We start from the raw sequence: 15158 nt of genomic DNA, 5'->3' as shown, positions 1-15158 counted from the left end.
CGTGGGGATCCTGACGACTCGGGGCTGTCGCCGTTGTGCTTGACGACAATGGTGATTCTAGATTCTTAGCGCACTCCGCGGAATCGTCAGGTCGTTCATGGGCGCGGATCCGGTCGACAGGGCGTCGGCCGCCTGCTCGCACCGCACCGACGAGCCGGCGGAAAAGACCGCGGACGTGCCCCGTCATCTGGACGGGGCACGTCCGCGACACTCAGGTCAGGAGAGCGTCCACTTCTGGTTCGCGCCGCCGCCGCAGTCCCACAGCTGGAGGCGGGTGCCGTCGGCGCTGGTGTTACCGGTGACGTCCACGCACCTGTTCGTCGCGGGGTTCACCAGGTCCCTGGTCGTCGGGTTGTAGGCCCACTGCTGGTTGGGACCGCCGAAACAGGTCCACAACTGGAGCCGGCTGCCGTTGGCCGTGCCGTTGTCGACGACGTCCAGGCACTTGCCGAGCGCGCGGAGCGTGCCGTCGCCGGGGCGGGTCCACTGCTGGGCGGCGGTGCCGTTGCAGGTGTAGAGCTGGACGGCGGCGCCGTCGGCGCTGCTGCCGCCCGCGACGTCCACGCATTTGCCGCCCAGGCCGGTGATGGTGCCGCCGGTGCCCGCCGAGGTACCGGCCCAGCTGAAGGTGGCGGTGGTACGGGCGGGCAGAGAGTAGACGAAGGACTGGTTGCCCCAGTTGACCCGGACGGACTGGGCGGAGGTGCCGCCGTTGTGCGCGATCAGGGCCTTGGAGCCGTCGGGGTTGCGCCAGGCGACGTTCTGGATCGTGCCGTTGGCGGTGGAGTCGATCCGGTGGGCCCCGGGCCTGACGAACTTGGTGAGGTGGCCGGTCGTGTAGTACTCGATGGTGTAGTCGACCTGGCCGGCGCGGGAGCCGCCCTCCTGGACGGTGATCAGGCCGGTGCAGGTGCCGCAGCCGCCGTTGTGCGGTCCCATGCTCTGGTTGAGCGCGAGGCTCCACTTGACCAGGCTGCCGCTCCAGTTGCGGGCGTAGCTGACGATGTCGGAGAGATCCTCGTTGTGCTGGTTGCCGATCCAGGTGCCGCCCGAGTGCTCGGTGCTGAACTGGCGTGACGCCTTGCGGGGATACCGGGTCACCTAGTCTGATGCGCGAAGGGCGAAGAGGAGGGTTGGCTCTCTGTCGTGGAGGCGTCTGTCGAGCAGTTGGTGTACGTCCGGGAGGACGAGTACACGATCGCGCGGATGAGCGCCGAGGGCATGCCCGGCTTCGTCGCCTCCGGCCGGGCTCTGGGCGGGGTCCAGCCGGGGGAGACGCTCCGGCTCGTCGGCGCGTGGGGCGAGCATCCGCGGCACGGCAGGCGTTTCGAGGTCACGGCGTGCGAGCGGCTGGTCCCGGCCACGGTCAGGGCCATCCGGATCTATCTGGGCTCCGGTCTGATCCGGGGTATCGGGCCGAGGCTCGCCCACGCCATCGTCAGCCACTTCGGTGACACGACGCTGACCGTCATCGACACCGAACCCGAACGGCTCACCGAGGTCGTCAACATCGGCCCCGCGCGGCAGGCCCAGATCGCCGACGCGTGGCAGGAACAGAAGGCGATCGCCGAGCTGATGGTGACCCTGCAGGGGTTCGGGATCAGCCCGCTGCTCGCGGCCAAGATCTACCAGGTGTTCGGAGCCGAGTCGGGAGACATCCTCACCTCCGATCCGTACCGGCTCATCGGCAAGGTCAGGGGCATCGCGTTCACCACGGCCGACAGGATCGCCCTGCGCTCCGGGGTCTCCGAGAGCAGCCCGCAGCGGATCAAGGCGGCGATCCTGGACAGGCTGGAGACGGCGGCCAGCCGCGACGGGCACTGCTACGTACGGCTGATCGCCCTGGTCACCCGGTCCGCGGAACTGGTCGAGCAGGACCACGACCTCGTCCGCCGGATGCTCGACGCCCTCGTCGCCGACCGCAGGGTGGTCGTCGAGGTGTCGCCCGACGAGGCGGGGCAGGCCGTGGTGTACCTGAAGGAGACCCACAGCCGCGAACTCACCCTGACCGCCCAGCTGACCAGGCTCGTCCAGGCCACTTCGACGCTGCCGATGCGCGCCTTCCAGGAGGATCCCGGGCTGGACGAGGATCAGCGGGCGGCGGTGAACATGGCGCTGACCAGCACCGTGTCCATCATCACCGGCGGTCCAGGCTGCGGGAAGAGCCATACCGTCAGGACCATCGCGGCGACCGCGAAGGCGATGGGCGGCTCGGTGACCCTTACCGCGCCGACCGGCAAGGCGGCCAAGCGCCTGTCGGAGCTCACCGGCATGCCCGCGATGACCGTGCACCGGATGCTGGCCCACCAGCCGGACCTCGACAGCGGTGCGCTGTTCGAGCAGACACCCGCGCAGGCCGACCTGATCGTGGTCGACGAGGCCTCCATGCTGGACCTGCACCTGGCCACCCGGCTCACCGCGGTCATCCCGGTGGGCAGTCACCTGCTGATCGTGGGCGACAGTGACCAGCTGCCCAGCATCGCCCCCGGCAGCGTGCTGGCCGACCTGCTGCGGGTCGAGGAGATCGCGCGGATCCGGCTGACCCGCGTCTTCCGCCAGGCCGAGGGGAGCGGGATCATCAGGGCCGCCCACCGGGTCCGGACCGGAGAGGTGCCTCCGATCCCCGGTGGCGGGGGCTTCTGGTTCGAGGAGGTCGACGACCCCGAGCAGGTCGCCGAGCGGGTGACGCACCTGGCGACGGTGGCGATCCCGCGCAAGCAGGGGGTGAGTCCGGACCAGGTCCAGGTGCTGTGCCCGATGCGCAGGGGCCTGACCGGGACCGCCGAGATCGGCCGGATGATCCAGGAGCGGCTCAACCCGGCTCGCGAGGGAGTCGCGGAGCACTGGTCGGGCGCCTCGGTCTTCCGGGTCGGCGACCGGGTCATGCCGATCCGCAACAACTACGACAAGGGTGTCTTCAACGGAGACACCGGCACGGTCACCGCCATCACCCCTGAGGAGAGGCTCGTCGAGATCCGCACCGACGACGGGCAGATCGTGAAGTACGGCTTCGGCGAGCTCGACGAGCTGACCCACACGTACGCCATCAGCATCCACCGCTCCCAGGGCAGTGAGTATCCCTTCGTGGTCGCGCCGCTGGTCACCGAGTCCGGCGGCGTCATGCTCCGCCGCAAGCTGCTCTACACCCTGATCACCCGGGCACGGTCCTGGGTGGTCGTCGTCGGCGAGCGCAAGGCTCTGGAGTCGGCCGTCCAGCGGCTCGGCCACCGCCGCAACACCGGGCTCGCCCGCCGGCTCGCGCTGAGCCTCGGCACCGTTCTGACCGATGACTGACGAGGACCTCCGGCCGGGGCAGGCGCCGGCCAGGCCCTGGCCGTTTCGAACACCGGAACCATGCCGGGTGAGCCCGGCAGGGAATCGCCGAACATGACGACGGGTGAGCGGGAGGGCTCAACCGGGTCGTCCGGCTCCCTCGGAGGGCGAAGATGAGGTGCCAGATCATGGTGCGCCCGTCCTGGAGTGCGCGTCTGCCATGAGATACGGGGATAAAGACCTGCATATGCAAAGGTATGGTGATTGTTGTGACGACGTTTCGGATCAGTGAGGCCGCCGCGCTGCTGGGGGTGAGTCCCGACACCGTCCGCCGTTGGGTGGACGCCGGGCGGCTCGCGGCCCGGCGGGACGAGCACGGTCACCGGATGGTGGCGGGTGCGGATCTGGCGGCGTTCGCGCGTGCCCAGATCGAGTCCGAGAACGGCTCGGGGCTCTCCTCGGCGCGGAACCGTTTCCGCGGGATCGTGACCGAGGTGATCAAGGATGCGGTGATGGCCCAGGTGGAGATCGCCGCAGGTCCTTACCGGGTGGTGTCGCTGATGAGCCGCCAGGCCGCCGACGAGCTGGGCCTGGAGGTGGGGGTGATGGCGGTCGCCGTGATCAAGTCCACCAACGTCGTCGTGGAGATTCCCGACCACGCCCGTACGGCGAGCTGACAGCCAAGGTGAGCGGCGGGGCACGTGGCGGGGCGGGCGGTCCGCCCAGCGGTACGGCGGGTGCCCCTTCCGGTGGGGTGGCGGGTCGCCTGCCCTGGGTGCTGGTGCTGCCCGCGGTGGCCGGCATGGTCTTCCTGACGCTGCCGCCGGCCGGGCTGCTGGTGCGCGCCCCCTGGTCCACCCTGGTCGAGAGGCTGGGCGAGCCCCATGTGCTGGAGGCGCTGCGCCTGTCGCTGGTGACCGCGACCCTGGCCACGCTGGTATGCCTGCTCCTCGGCGTGCCGCTGGCCTGGCTGCTGGCCCGGGTCGCCTTCCCCGGCCGCCGCCTGGTGCGGGCGCTGATCACGGTTCCCCTCGTGCTGCCCCCGGTGGTCGGCGGGGTCGCCCTGCTGCTCGTGCTGGGGCGGCGCGGCCTGATCGGCCAGTGGCTGGACGCCACCTTCGGCATCACCCTGCCGTTCACCACGGCGGGAGTCGTCGTCGCCGAGGCGTTCGTCGCCATGCCGTTCCTGGTCATCAGCGTCGAGGGCGCGCTGCGCGCGGCCGACCTGCGCTTCGAGGAGGCCGCCGCGACGCTGGGAGCGTCCCGCTGGATCATCTTCCGCCGGGTCACCCTGCCCCTGATCGCCCCCGGCATCGTCGCCGGAGCCGTGCTGTGCTGGGCCCGCGCGCTCGGCGAGTTCGGCGCCACCATCACCTTCGCCGGCAACTTCCCCGGCCGGACCCAGACCATGCCGCTGGCCGTCTACCTCGCCCTGGAGACCGAACCCGAGGCCGCGATCGTGCTCAGCCTCGTCCTGCTCGCCGTCTCGGTGATCATCCTGGCCGGCCTGCGCGAGCGGTGGGTGAGTGTTCCGTGACCCTGAGTGCCCGTCTTGTCGTCACCAGACCCCGCTTCCACCTGGACATCGAGCTGGAGGTCGCCGCGGGACAGGTCGTCGCCCTGCTCGGCCCCAACGGCGCGGGCAAGACCACGGCGCTGCGCGCGCTGGCCGGGCTCACCGCCCTGTCCGGCGGGCAGATCAGCCTGGACGGCGAGGCGCTGCACACCCTGGCGGCCGAACGACGCCCGATCGGTGTGGTCTTCCAGGACTACCTGCTCTTCCCGCACCTGTCCGCGCTGGACAACGTCGCCTTCGGGCCCCGCTGCCGTGGCGCCTCCAGGGCGGAGGCGCGGCGCGGTGCCGCGGTCTGGCTGGAGCGCGTCGGCCTGGCCGGGCACGCCACGATGAGGCCCCGGCAGCTCTCCGGCGGTCAGGCCCAGCGCGTCGCGCTGGCCCGCGCCCTCGCGGTGGAGCCTCGCCTGCTGCTGATGGATGAGCCGCTGGCGGCCCTGGACGCCCACACCCGCCTGGAGATCCGCTCCCAGCTCCGCCGCCACCTGGCCGACTTCGGCGGCGCGACGGTCCTGGTCACCCACGATCCGCTGGACGCCATGGTGCTCGCCGACCGCCTGGTCGTCATCGAGAACGGCGCCGTCGTGCAGCAGGGCACCCCCGCCGAGATCGCCCGGCGCCCGCGTACCGACTACGTCGCCCGCCTGGTCGGCCTCAACCTCTACCGGGGCACCGCCGCCGGACAGCAGGTCTCCGTCGGAGAGGTGCTCTTCAGCGTCGCCGAGCAGCTGGAGGGCCCCGCGTTCGTCGCCTTCCCGCCCAGCGCGGTCGCGCTGTACCGGACCCGCCCCGACGGCAGCCCGCGCAACCTCTGGCAGGCCACGATCGAGGGGATCGAACGGCACGGCGACAGCGTCCGCATCCACCTGGCCGGGCCGATCGCCGCCGCGGCCGACGTCACCCCCGCCGCCGTCGCCGACCTCGACCTCACCCCCGGACAGCGGATCTGGGCGTCGGTCAAGGCCACCGAGACCCACGTCTACCCGTTCTGACGCCGTGGTCGGCGGGACGGACGGCGATCCGCGTGGCGGCACGGCCGCCGGAACCCCGGTGCGCATAATGACGTGGAGGGGGGATGACCTATGCGCGTTGCCGTGCTCGGGATGGGCATGATGGGGCGGGCACTGGCCCGGCGGCTGCTGGGGCTCGGTTTCCAGGTCACGGTGTGGAACCGCACGCCGGGCCGGGCGGACGAGCCGGTCAGCCTCGGCGCCGTCGAGGTGGCCTCGCTTGGAGAGGCGGCGCGGGCGGCCGATGCGGTGCTGCTGTCGCTCGCCGACGGCCGGGCGGTCCGCGAGGTGATGGCCCAGCTCGTCCAGGCCGGCCCGATCGAGTCGACCAGGCCGGTCGTGGCCGACCTGAGCACCGTCGCCCCGGCCACGGCCCGCGAGATGCGGGACCTGGTGCCGGGAGGCCGATTCGTGGCGGCCCCTGTGCTCGGCGGTCCCTCGGCCGTCGCCGAGGGGAAGGCCACGGTCCTGGTGGGTGGCGAGCGCGACCTCGTCGACGAGCTGAAGCCGGTGTGGACGAAGGCCTTCGCCTCCTACTCCTACTGCGGTGCCGATCCCGGCGCCGCACTCGCCTTCAAGCTGCTGAACAACTACCTGCTCATGTCCGGAATCGCGGCGCTCGCCGAGGTGACGGTCACGAGCCGGGCCGCCGGCCTCGACAACGTGCTGCTGCGCGACTTCCTCTTCCAGTGGCCCACCGTCGCGCCCGCCCTGCACAACCGGATCGACGACGTGCTGGCCGGCGACCACCAGGGGTGGTTCACGACGCGGCTCGCCGCCAAGGACGTGCGGCTCGCCGCAGAGCTGGCCGAGTCGAGCGGTCTTGAGCTGCCCATCGCCCGGCTGGTCGAGCGGCGCTACGAGGAGGCGGCCGAGCGCGGCTGGGGCGACGCCGACATCGGCGCGATCGTCGAGCTGCTGCGCGGCGGATCACGCTAGGGCATGTCCTCTCGCGGCCGGCCCGGCGTCAGCGGGTTCTCGCCACCTCGGCGGCCACGGCGCGGAACGCGGCCAGCGTCTCCTCCTGGTTCTGGGCCGAGTTGGAGCGGGCCGACTTGACGACGACCACCCCGTGCCTGGGTGAGACGTAGATGTACTGCCCGCCGAATCCGGCGGCCATGAAGTCGCCCTGGCCACCACCGCCGAGCCACCAGTGCAGCCCGTAGCCGGGGTTGGAGGAGGAAGAGGGCGTGGTCGACTTCCTGATCCAGGAGCGCGGCACCACCTGGCGCCCTCCGGCCTTCCCCTCGTAGAGGTAGAGCAGGCCGAACCGGGCGAAGTCGCGGTCGGTGGCGTGGTAGCAGCAGTAGCCGAGGCTGTCGCCGGCTGAGTCGCTGTCGACGCGTGCCGTGGACGCCATGCCGGCGGGCTTCCAGATCTTCTTCTCCACGTACCGGTGGTACGGCGTGCCCGTGGCGCGGCTGACGAGCTTGGCGAGCACGAAGGAGTTCATGCTCGTGTACTCGAACCTGCTGCCGGGCTCCCAGCCGCGTACCTGCCGCGCCGCCAGTTTCGTGACCGACCGGCCCCGGATGACATTCTTGTGCAGGTCCGGTACGTCGGAGCGCTCGTCCCAGTCGATTCCCGACGACATCCGCAGCAGGTCGCGGATGGACACCCCGTTGTAGCCCGAGCCGCGTAGTTCGGGCAGGTAGCCGGTCACCGGTTCGTCGATCGAGCGGATGTGCCCCTCGTGCAGGGCGATGCCGACCGCGGCCGACGTGAAGGACTTCGCCATGGACCAGGACTGGAACCGGGTATCGGGATCGGCCTGGACGTAGCGCTCGTTCACGATCTTCTGGCCGTCCAGGACGACGAAGCCGTTGGTCTTCGTCCGGGCGAGAAAGCTGTCAAGGGTGTGCACGCGTCCCTTGTAGGTGTAGGTCACGGAGAGCCGTCTGGGGGCGCTCCGCAGTTCGACCGGATGTGCCGACGGCCACATGAGGTCGAAGGAGTTCGCCGCGGTGCCGGCCGGTGTGGAGGAGACCGGTGCCGTCTGGGAGAGGGCGGGAGTCGCCCCGGCGGTCAGGGTGAGCGCGGCGATCGTCGCGACGGCCGGTCCTCGCAGGCGGCGGCTGATGTCGGCCCTTCTCATGTTCCCTCCGGTGAGTTCGGCGGCGGGGGAGCCGCTCGGGTACGGCGGGGATCGTGGCACGTTTTTCTGGCAGATCTCTGGCAGGAACCGGGTGGTTCCCCATACGGTAACCGCTCGGAGTCCTCCGGGGGAGGTCTCCCCGGCGAGGGCTCCCGGTGGCAGGCGCGGGCGGGCGGGCAGCCCGCCCGGGTCACGAGCCGCCCGATGGCCCGATGCGCCCGTACAGCACGAGGGCCCAGGCAAGGCAGCCGAAGGCGGCGACGCACGCCACGGTGCGGGCGAGGTTCCAGCGAACCCACATCGCCTCGAACCGCTCGCGCACCGCCGCGAGGTCGGCGACGGCGCCGGGCTCCCCGGCCGCGTCGAGCGCGTTGTTGAGCGGCACGTTGACCCGCATGGTGATGACGAGCACCACCACGTACAGGACGAGCGCGGCCACGATCCAGGGCAGCACGGGCCGTCCCTCCCGGTGGAGGTGGAGCACCGCGGCCAGGACGGTCAGCACCAGCGCGCCGCCGAAGCAGACGGCGAACCAGCCGTTGAGGATCGCCACGTTGATCCGCCGCATCGCGCCGACGAAGGTCCGGTCGTCCGTCTGGCCCAGGCCGGGCATGACGGAGCAGGTGTAGGCGTAGAAGAGGCCCGCCATGAGCCCCACGGTGATCGTCGCCGCGACCAGCGCGACGCCTCGGAACAGCATCAACATCACGTCCTCCATGACTGTCGTCGAAACTCCGACCGCGGATCGGACACGCTCGCCGCCGTCCCGCCCCGGATGCCGGTGGCGGCGTCTCGTGCGTGTTTTCCGGCACACCGCCAGTGAACCGGGAAACGGTGAGACGATCCATGGTTGAGAAGCGCAATTCCATGTTCCAGCGTCTAGAGTGAGTCCGTGGACGCACTCACCGACCTCCTGGACGGGCCGAGAGCCCGGGGAGCGTTCCTGCTCCGCTCGATCCTGAGCCCGCCCTGGTCCCTCCGCATTCAGGATCGGGCGCCGCTCGCCCTGGCGGCCATGGTGCGGGGCGAGGCGTGGGTGGTCCCCGACGGCGGTGACGCGGTGCGCCTGGGCCCCGGGGACGTCGCGATCATCCGCGGTCCCGATCCCTACACCGTCGCCGACGACCCGGCCACGCCTCCTCAGGTGGTGATCCACCCCGGGCAGCACTGCACCACCCTCGACGGGCGGGACCTGGCCCAGGCGATGGATCTGGGCGTCCGCACCTGGGGCAACAGCCCGGACGGGTCGACGGTGATCCTCACCGGCGCCTACCAGATGCGCGGGGAGATCAGCCGGCGTCTACTGGAGGCGCTGCCCACGCTGCTGGTCCTGCCGGAAGGTGCCTGGAGTTGCCCCATCATCCCGCTGCTCGCCAACGAGATCGTCAAGGACGAGCCGGGGCAGGAGGCCGTTCTCGACCGGCTGCTCGACCTGCTGCTCATCGCCGTCCTGCGGGCCTGGTTCTCCCGTCCCGAGGCCGGGGCCCCCGCCTGGTACCGGGCCCACAGCGATCCCGTGGTGGGCAAGGCCCTGCGCATGCTGCACAACAACCCCGCCCACCCCTGGACCGTGGCCGCCCTGGCCGCCGGGGCCGGCGTCTCCCGCGCGGCCCTGGCCCGCCGTTTCACCGAGCTGGTCGGCGAGTCCCCGATGGCCTTCCTCACCGGCTGGCGGCTGGCCATGGCCGCCGACCTGCTGCGTGAGACCGACGCCACGGTCGGCGCGGTGGCCGCTCAGGTCGGGTACGGCAGCTCGTTCGCGCTCAGCACGGCCTTCAAGCGGGTACGCGGGATCAGCCCGCAGGAGCACCGTGCCGGGGCGAGGTAGACAGCTCCCCGAGCAGGAAGTCCTCGACACAGGTCGTGACCTGGGTGTTCATTCTCGTACCGACCGGGAAGGCTAGCCGGTCGAGGGGGACGACATGGAATACAAGGACTTCATTCGCGCCGTGGCGGAGCGCGCGGCCCTGTCGCGCCAGGAGGCGGAGGACCTCGCTCGCGCGACCGTGGAGATGCTGGGAGATCGGCTGAGCGCGGGGGAGGCCAAGCGTCTCGCGACATCACTGCCGGAACCCCTGCGGGGTTCGCTTCACGTACGGGACAGGATCGAGGACTTCGGGCTGTCCGACTTCGTCACCCGGGTCAGCGAGCGCACCGGCCTGACCGAGAAGGAGGCCACCGCCGGGGTGCGGGCCGTTCTGGTCACGGTGCGCGAGATGGTCGACGACGAAGTTTTCGATCATGTTCTGGCACAGCTTCCCGGGGAATTCCAGGAGATGGTGGAGACCACCACCTGACCCGGGGGGCCGGCGGGCGGGGGGCCTGGCGAAGCGGACAGCCTGGTTCCCCGCCGCGGGCCGGAAATCCCGGACCGGTGGGCGTGACGACAGGTGTTCCCGAGCAGGGCGACCCGGGGGAGGAAAGGGCTCATGACAACGGATCCACCCGTGAGCGTGCTGCACGGTTCCTCGCCTTTCCCGCCCATCGCCGACTACGCGTTCCTGTCCGACTGCGAGGTCACCGCGCTGGTCGCGCCGAGTGGGAACGTCGAGTGGCTCTGCCTGCCCAGGATGGACTCCCCCAGCGTCTTCGCCGCCATCCTCGATCGGGGCGCGGGGGGCTTCAGGTTCGGTCCCGCGGACCTGAGGGTGCCCGCCGCGCGCCGCTACCTGCCCGGCACCATGATCCTGGAGACGAGCTGGGGCACGCCCACCGGCTGGATCATCGTGCGCGACCTGCTCCTGGTGGGGCCCTGGCACCACCACGAGGAGCTCTCCCACACGCACCGGAGGGCACCGACCGACTACGACGCCTCCCACGTGCTGCTCCGCACGGCGCGCTGTGTCAGCGGGGAGGCGCAGGTAATGATCGGCTGCGAGCCGATGTTCGACTACGGTCGCATCCCCGCCTGCTGGTCGTACACCGACAGGGGTTACCACCAGGGGGTCGCGCGGGCGCCGGGGCAGAGCCTGGAACTCAAGCTCACCACGGACCTGCGGCTGGGGTTCGAGGCCGGGCGAGCGACGGCGCGCACTCTTCTCAAGGAGGGGGACACGCGCTTCTGCGCGCTGTCGTGGACCGTGCACGAGCCGCCGTACACCTTCGAGGAGGCCTACGAGCGGCTGGTGTGGACCGCCCACCACTGGCAGCACTGGCTCGCCAGGGGAAACTTTCCCGACCACCACTGGCGGAGCTACCTGGAGCGCAGCGCCCTCACCCTGAAGGGCCTGACCTTCGCCCCGACGGGCGCGCTCATCGCGGCGGCGACCACCTCGCTGCCCGAGAGCCCGGGCGGCAGCCGCAACTGGGACTACCGCTACTCCTGGATCAGGGACTCGACCCTCGCTCTCTGGGGCCTCTACACGCTGGGCTTCGACTGGGAGGCCGACGACTTCTTCTGGTTCATCGCCGACGTCGCGGAGCGGGACGAGGAGCTCCAGGTCATGTACGGCATCGACGGCGAGCGCGAGCTGGAAGAGCGCATCCTCGATCATCTTCACGGGTACGAGGGCGCCAGGCCCGTCCGGATCGGCAACGACGCCTACCAGCACCGCCAGAACGACGTCTGGGGCGCCGTCCTCGACTCCTTCTACATCCACACCCGGTCGCGGGACCGCCTGGACGAGCGGATCTGGCCCATCCTGAAGCGACAGGTCGAGTCGGCCATCAGACACTGGCAGGAGCCCGACCGGGGCATATGGGAGGTGCGCGGAGAGCCACGGCACTTCACCTCCTCGAAGGTCATGTGCTGGGTGGCGATCGACAGGGGCACCCGGCTCGCCCTGCTCAGGGAGGAGTTCGAGCTGGCCGCGCGCTGGCAGGCGATCGCCGACGAGATCCACGCCGACGTGTGCGCCAACGGCGTCAGCGAGCGAGGCGTGTTCAAGCAGCACTACGACACCGACGCGCTCGACGCGTCACTCCTGCTCATCCCGCTGGTGCACTTCCTGCCGGCCAGTGATCCCCGGGTCCGTGCCACCGTTCTGGCCATCGCCGACGAACTGACGGCCGACGACCTGGTCCTGCGCTACAGGACGGAGTACACGGACGACGGCATGTCGGGCGAGGAGGGCACCTTCACGATCTGCTCGTTCTGGCTCGTCTCGGCGTTGATCGATGTCGGGGAGTACACCCGGGCCCGCAGGCTCTGCGAGAGGGTCCTCTCCTTCGCCAGCGCCCTCGGACTCTACGCCGAGGAGATCGACCCGGTGACCGGGCGTCATCTCGGCAACTTTCCCCAGGCGTTCACCCACCTGGCACTCATCAACGCGGTGATCCACATCATCCGCGCGGAGCGGGAGCAGTTCATCCCGACCGCCTGGCCGATGTAGACGTAGGAGTGGTCATGACCGCACGCGGACGTGCGGGAGCACCCGAACGGCCTGGCTAGGCTTTCGGGTATGAACCGTCGGGTGATTGCGATAGTGGTGCTCGTCGGCCTGCTCGCGACGAGCGGTCTGTCGGTGGTGCTGGCCTGGGGACTCAGCGGCTGAGCAGATGGGGCCGCTGAGTGGCCGAGCCGTCGCGCACGCCCCCCGACGCCGCGACCGCTCCCTTCGCGGATGTCGCTAGGCGACCACCATCGAGTTCTGGCCTGCGGGCTGCGCGTTCTGCTGAGGGGTGTGCGCGGGCTGGGGCTGCTGCTCGGTGACCGGCTCGGCAGGGGCCTGCGCGGCAGGGCAGCTGCAGTAGCCGTTGGTCAGGATCAGGCGACCTCGCTGTGCCGTGTAGGTGCGGGAGTCGGTGGCGAGGAGAACGCCCGTACATTTGACGCAGACGACGGACTGATGATCCATGGCCGGCTTCCTTCCTTGAGGGTGGCCGTCGAACGTCTCTCTGTCCGGCCGGCTGGCTGCTCGTGCCCCGCCGGAGAGAGGTGAATCTCCCTATTGGGGTTTCTATCTTACTTCGTAGCGCAGGGCGATCATTGAGCGACCCCAAGTGACAGATGTGAGACTTGGTGACGCTGCTTCATAACGGTCTCATGTGAAGCGATCCCGCGGGTGGGGAATGTCGCTCTCACCCCTCGGCTGATTCTCGGTACGACCGGGCGGCTCCCCACGGTCTCGGGGCCTTCTCCCGCTCCCGCACCACCGGCCGGAACAGCAGTGCGTTGGCCGCCACCGCGACGCAGACCAGGCCGAGCAGGAAGCCCCAGCTCACGTCGCTCAGGTGGTGCATGCCGCGATACATGCGCGAGTAGCCGATGCCGAGGGGGACGCCCAGGCCGACCAGCCACCACAGCACGTTCAGGATCTTGTAACGGTGGGTGTGGACGGTCAGCACCAGGGTGACGCCGCAGTAGAAGGCGGCAGCGGCACTGGTGTGGCCCGAAGGGAAGCTGGAGGTGGGCGGGGCGGGGTCGAGATGCTCGACGGCGGGTCGTTCGCGCTGGGCGAAGACGGTGGCCAGCAGGAAGATCGCCGACTGGGAGAACACCGCCAGCGCGAGGAAGATCGATTCGTTCCAGCGCCTGAAGACCAGCCGGAAGCCGATGACGAGCAACGCGGTCGCAGTGATGATCACCGGGGTGTCGGACAGGCCCGACACCACGTCGGTGATCGAACTCCAGTAGGCGGTGCGGCCCTGGGCCAGTTGCTCGTTGACCCCCTGGTCGTTCGCCACGAGGGTCGTCGTCTGCAGGACCTTGGTGATGAGGAGTCCGACACCGATCGTCAGGGCGGCCATGATGGCCAGCGGCACCAGGATGAGGCGCGTCACGCCTTTGAAATCCACCGACATTTTTGACATGGCGTGCCGGCTACCCCGAATGGCCTCACCGGAACGCCTCGGGTTCGACGCCCTCCATGGGCGGCCCGACGGGTTTGCGGCCCTCTCCCCGGCGCCAGGCCTCGAAGCCCACGGCCGTCCCCACCACGACCACCACGCCCAGCGCGACCCCGGCGACGACGTCACTGGTCCAGTGGACGCCGAGCGCCACCCGGCTGTAGGCGGCGAACACCACGACGACCGCCGCGACGATCCAGGCGGCGATCCGGGAGGCCGGAGTCCGCAGGAAGGGCAGCAGGATGAGCACGAGGATGCACGCGCCCAGCGCGGCGCCCATCGCGTGGCCGGAGGGGAAGGAGGCGCCGGGCGCCGAGGCCACCGGATCGGGCAGGTCGGGCCGGGCGCGGTCGACGATCCCCTTGACCGCGAGGTTCAGCAGGCCGCCGAAGGTGATCGTGGCGACCGCCCAGACGGCCAGGCGCGGCGCGCCCCGGTACCAGAGCCAGGCGGCGGTCAGCAGCACCAGCCCACGCCATGTCCAGGGGCCGAACACCTCGGTCGCCACATTGAGGAAGGCCGTGTAGCCGGGGTGCTCCAGTGCCTGGGCGTGCAACTGGAGGGTGATGCTCTCGTCGAAGCTCCTGAGCGGTGAGGAGGAGGTCTTCACGAGCACGAGCAGGACCACGAACGGCACCGTGAAGATCGCCACCGCCACCACCGCAAGCGTCAGGCGTATGCCCAGGCGCAGGTCGGCGGAGTTGTCATCGGGATTCCCTGGCGGTGGTGGCTCACCTTGGACAGTTCGGACCATCGTTCATGGCTACCCGATTTCCGGTGAATATTCTTTCCACTCCAGGTAAAGCCTCAGGCCGCGGGCCGGGATTCGCGCCGGGTGGTCCAGCGCAGGACGTCGCAGTGCCGCCGCTCGGCCTCGGCGAGTGCCACCTCGTCCGTGTAGGCGTCGAGGACGGCCCGTAGCTGCGGCATCTGCGCCGCGACGTCGTCCCACGCCTGGGACGGGTCGTCGACGCCGAGCTCGATCAGCGCGTCCAGATGTGCGGCGTAGGCGGTCCACCACTGCCGGCTCAGCTCGGCCAGAAACCCGCCGAGTCCGTCGAACTCCCGCTGGATCTCCTCCTCCCACCAGACAGGGACTGTGACATCACCGGTTTCCGCGAGGTCGCGAAGCACGATGTGCGCCAGGGTGCGCCGCCGCCGGGCGATGGCCGAACGTGACAGGGTGTTCATGTATCCACCCTGCCGATCTCTGTTTGCCGAACGCTTAACGATGTGTTGACGGCGATATGTGGCCAGGGAGAGGAACCGCTCGGCAAGTCACAGGGCCGGGTGTCACAGCGACTCGTACTGCTCAAGCTCATCCCGGAACCGCGGCAGGCGATCACCAACGGAACCCTGAGGATCGAGGACGCACGGGAGATCGGGAAACCACCCCCACAAGAACAGGCTTTGACCGTTG

The 15158-nt window shown here is 70.1% G+C and carries 15 protein-coding genes; 8 read left to right on the top strand and 7 right to left on the bottom strand.

Annotation, left to right across the window (positions count from 1 at the left end):
* Positions 1 to 216: 216 nt before the first annotated feature.
* Entirely contained in the window at positions 217 to 1101 is an 885-nt protein-coding gene (locus tag ACQP0P_RS45395; RefSeq protein WP_433368707.1) for a ricin-type beta-trefoil lectin domain protein, read from the bottom strand.
* Positions 1102 to 1146: 45 nt separating this feature from the next.
* Here ACQP0P_RS45395 and recD2 point away from each other — a divergent pair, with 45 nt between their 5' ends.
* The 5 genes from recD2 (at position 1147) to ACQP0P_RS45370 (ending at position 6795) form a co-directional block, all read left to right on the top strand.
* Complete coding sequence (recD2, locus tag ACQP0P_RS45390; RefSeq protein WP_433368704.1) at positions 1147 to 3294, top strand: SF1B family DNA helicase RecD2; 2148 nt, start codon at positions 1147 to 1149, stop codon at positions 3292 to 3294.
* Between the two features lie 248 nt (positions 3295 to 3542).
* Complete coding sequence (locus ACQP0P_RS45385) at positions 3543 to 3950, top strand: TOBE domain-containing protein (RefSeq protein ID WP_364212906.1); 408 nt, start codon at positions 3543 to 3545, stop codon at positions 3948 to 3950.
* A 125-nt stretch (positions 3951 to 4075) separates the two neighbouring features.
* Positions 4076 to 4810, top strand: a complete 735-nt coding sequence (gene modB / locus ACQP0P_RS45380; RefSeq protein ID WP_433382431.1) for a molybdate ABC transporter permease subunit — start codon at positions 4076 to 4078, stop codon at positions 4808 to 4810.
* Positions 4807 to 5838 (top strand): ABC transporter ATP-binding protein, encoded by a 1032-nt coding sequence (locus ACQP0P_RS45375; RefSeq protein ID WP_433368701.1) that lies wholly within the window; start codon positions 4807 to 4809, stop codon positions 5836 to 5838. Before modB ends, ACQP0P_RS45375 begins: the two co-directional genes overlap by 4 nt.
* A 90-nt stretch (positions 5839 to 5928) precedes the next feature.
* Positions 5929 to 6795 (top strand): NAD(P)-dependent oxidoreductase, encoded by an 867-nt coding sequence (locus ACQP0P_RS45370; RefSeq protein WP_433368698.1) that lies wholly within the window; start codon positions 5929 to 5931, stop codon positions 6793 to 6795.
* Between the two features lie 28 nt (positions 6796 to 6823).
* On the opposite strand, the gene ACQP0P_RS45365 is transcribed toward ACQP0P_RS45370, so the two are convergent.
* Both ACQP0P_RS45365 and ACQP0P_RS45360 read right to left on the bottom strand, forming a co-directional pair.
* Complete coding sequence (locus tag ACQP0P_RS45365; RefSeq protein ID WP_433368695.1) at positions 6824 to 7951, bottom strand: serine hydrolase domain-containing protein; 1128 nt, start codon at positions 7949 to 7951, stop codon at positions 6824 to 6826.
* 190 nt (positions 7952 to 8141) lie between these two features.
* Positions 8142 to 8657, bottom strand: coding sequence for a DUF1772 domain-containing protein (locus ACQP0P_RS45360; RefSeq protein ID WP_433368692.1), 516 nt, complete (start codon positions 8655 to 8657; stop codon positions 8142 to 8144).
* Between the two features lie 186 nt (positions 8658 to 8843).
* On the opposite strand from ACQP0P_RS45360, the gene ACQP0P_RS45355 reads away from it, so the two are divergent.
* The 3 genes from ACQP0P_RS45355 (at position 8844) to ACQP0P_RS45345 (ending at position 12282) form a co-directional block, all read left to right on the top strand.
* Positions 8844 to 9779 carry an AraC family transcriptional regulator gene (locus tag ACQP0P_RS45355; RefSeq protein ID WP_433368689.1) on the top strand — a complete coding sequence of 312 codons (936 nt, stop codon included), beginning with the start codon at positions 8844 to 8846 and terminating at the stop codon, positions 9777 to 9779.
* Between the two features lie 94 nt (positions 9780 to 9873).
* Positions 9874 to 10248, top strand: a complete 375-nt coding sequence (locus ACQP0P_RS45350; protein ID WP_433368686.1) for a DUF2267 domain-containing protein — start codon at positions 9874 to 9876, stop codon at positions 10246 to 10248.
* 132 nt (positions 10249 to 10380) lie between these two features.
* Positions 10381 to 12282, top strand: a complete 1902-nt coding sequence (locus ACQP0P_RS45345; RefSeq protein ID WP_433368683.1) for a glycoside hydrolase family 15 protein — start codon at positions 10381 to 10383, stop codon at positions 12280 to 12282.
* Between the two features lie 237 nt (positions 12283 to 12519).
* On the opposite strand, the gene ACQP0P_RS45340 is transcribed toward ACQP0P_RS45345, so the two are convergent.
* From ACQP0P_RS45340 to ACQP0P_RS45325, 4 genes are all read right to left on the bottom strand, one after another.
* Positions 12520 to 12747 carry a hypothetical protein gene (locus tag ACQP0P_RS45340; RefSeq protein WP_433368680.1) on the bottom strand — a complete coding sequence of 76 codons (228 nt, stop codon included), beginning with the start codon at positions 12745 to 12747 and terminating at the stop codon, positions 12520 to 12522.
* A 223-nt stretch (positions 12748 to 12970) separates the two neighbouring features.
* Positions 12971 to 13672 carry a phosphatase PAP2 family protein gene (locus ACQP0P_RS45335; protein WP_433368677.1) on the bottom strand — a complete coding sequence of 234 codons (702 nt, stop codon included), beginning with the start codon at positions 13670 to 13672 and terminating at the stop codon, positions 12971 to 12973.
* 55 nt (positions 13673 to 13727) lie between these two features.
* Positions 13728 to 14492: a phosphatase PAP2 family protein gene (locus tag ACQP0P_RS45330; RefSeq protein WP_433368674.1), complete on the bottom strand. Its 765-nt coding sequence runs from the start codon at positions 14490 to 14492 to the stop codon at positions 13728 to 13730.
* A 53-nt stretch (positions 14493 to 14545) separates the two neighbouring features.
* A complete protein-coding gene (locus ACQP0P_RS45325) occupies positions 14546 to 14929 on the bottom strand; it encodes a hypothetical protein (RefSeq protein WP_433368671.1) in 384 nt (127 codons plus the stop codon).
* Positions 14930 to 15158: the final 229 nt, after the last annotated feature.

The organism is Streptosporangium sp. CA-115845, assembly GCF_050943795.1.
Taxonomy (GTDB): domain Bacteria; phylum Actinomycetota; class Actinomycetes; order Streptosporangiales; family Streptosporangiaceae; genus Streptosporangium.
Note: the sequence above shows the minus strand (reverse complement) of the source record. Positions and strands in the feature narration are given on the sequence as shown.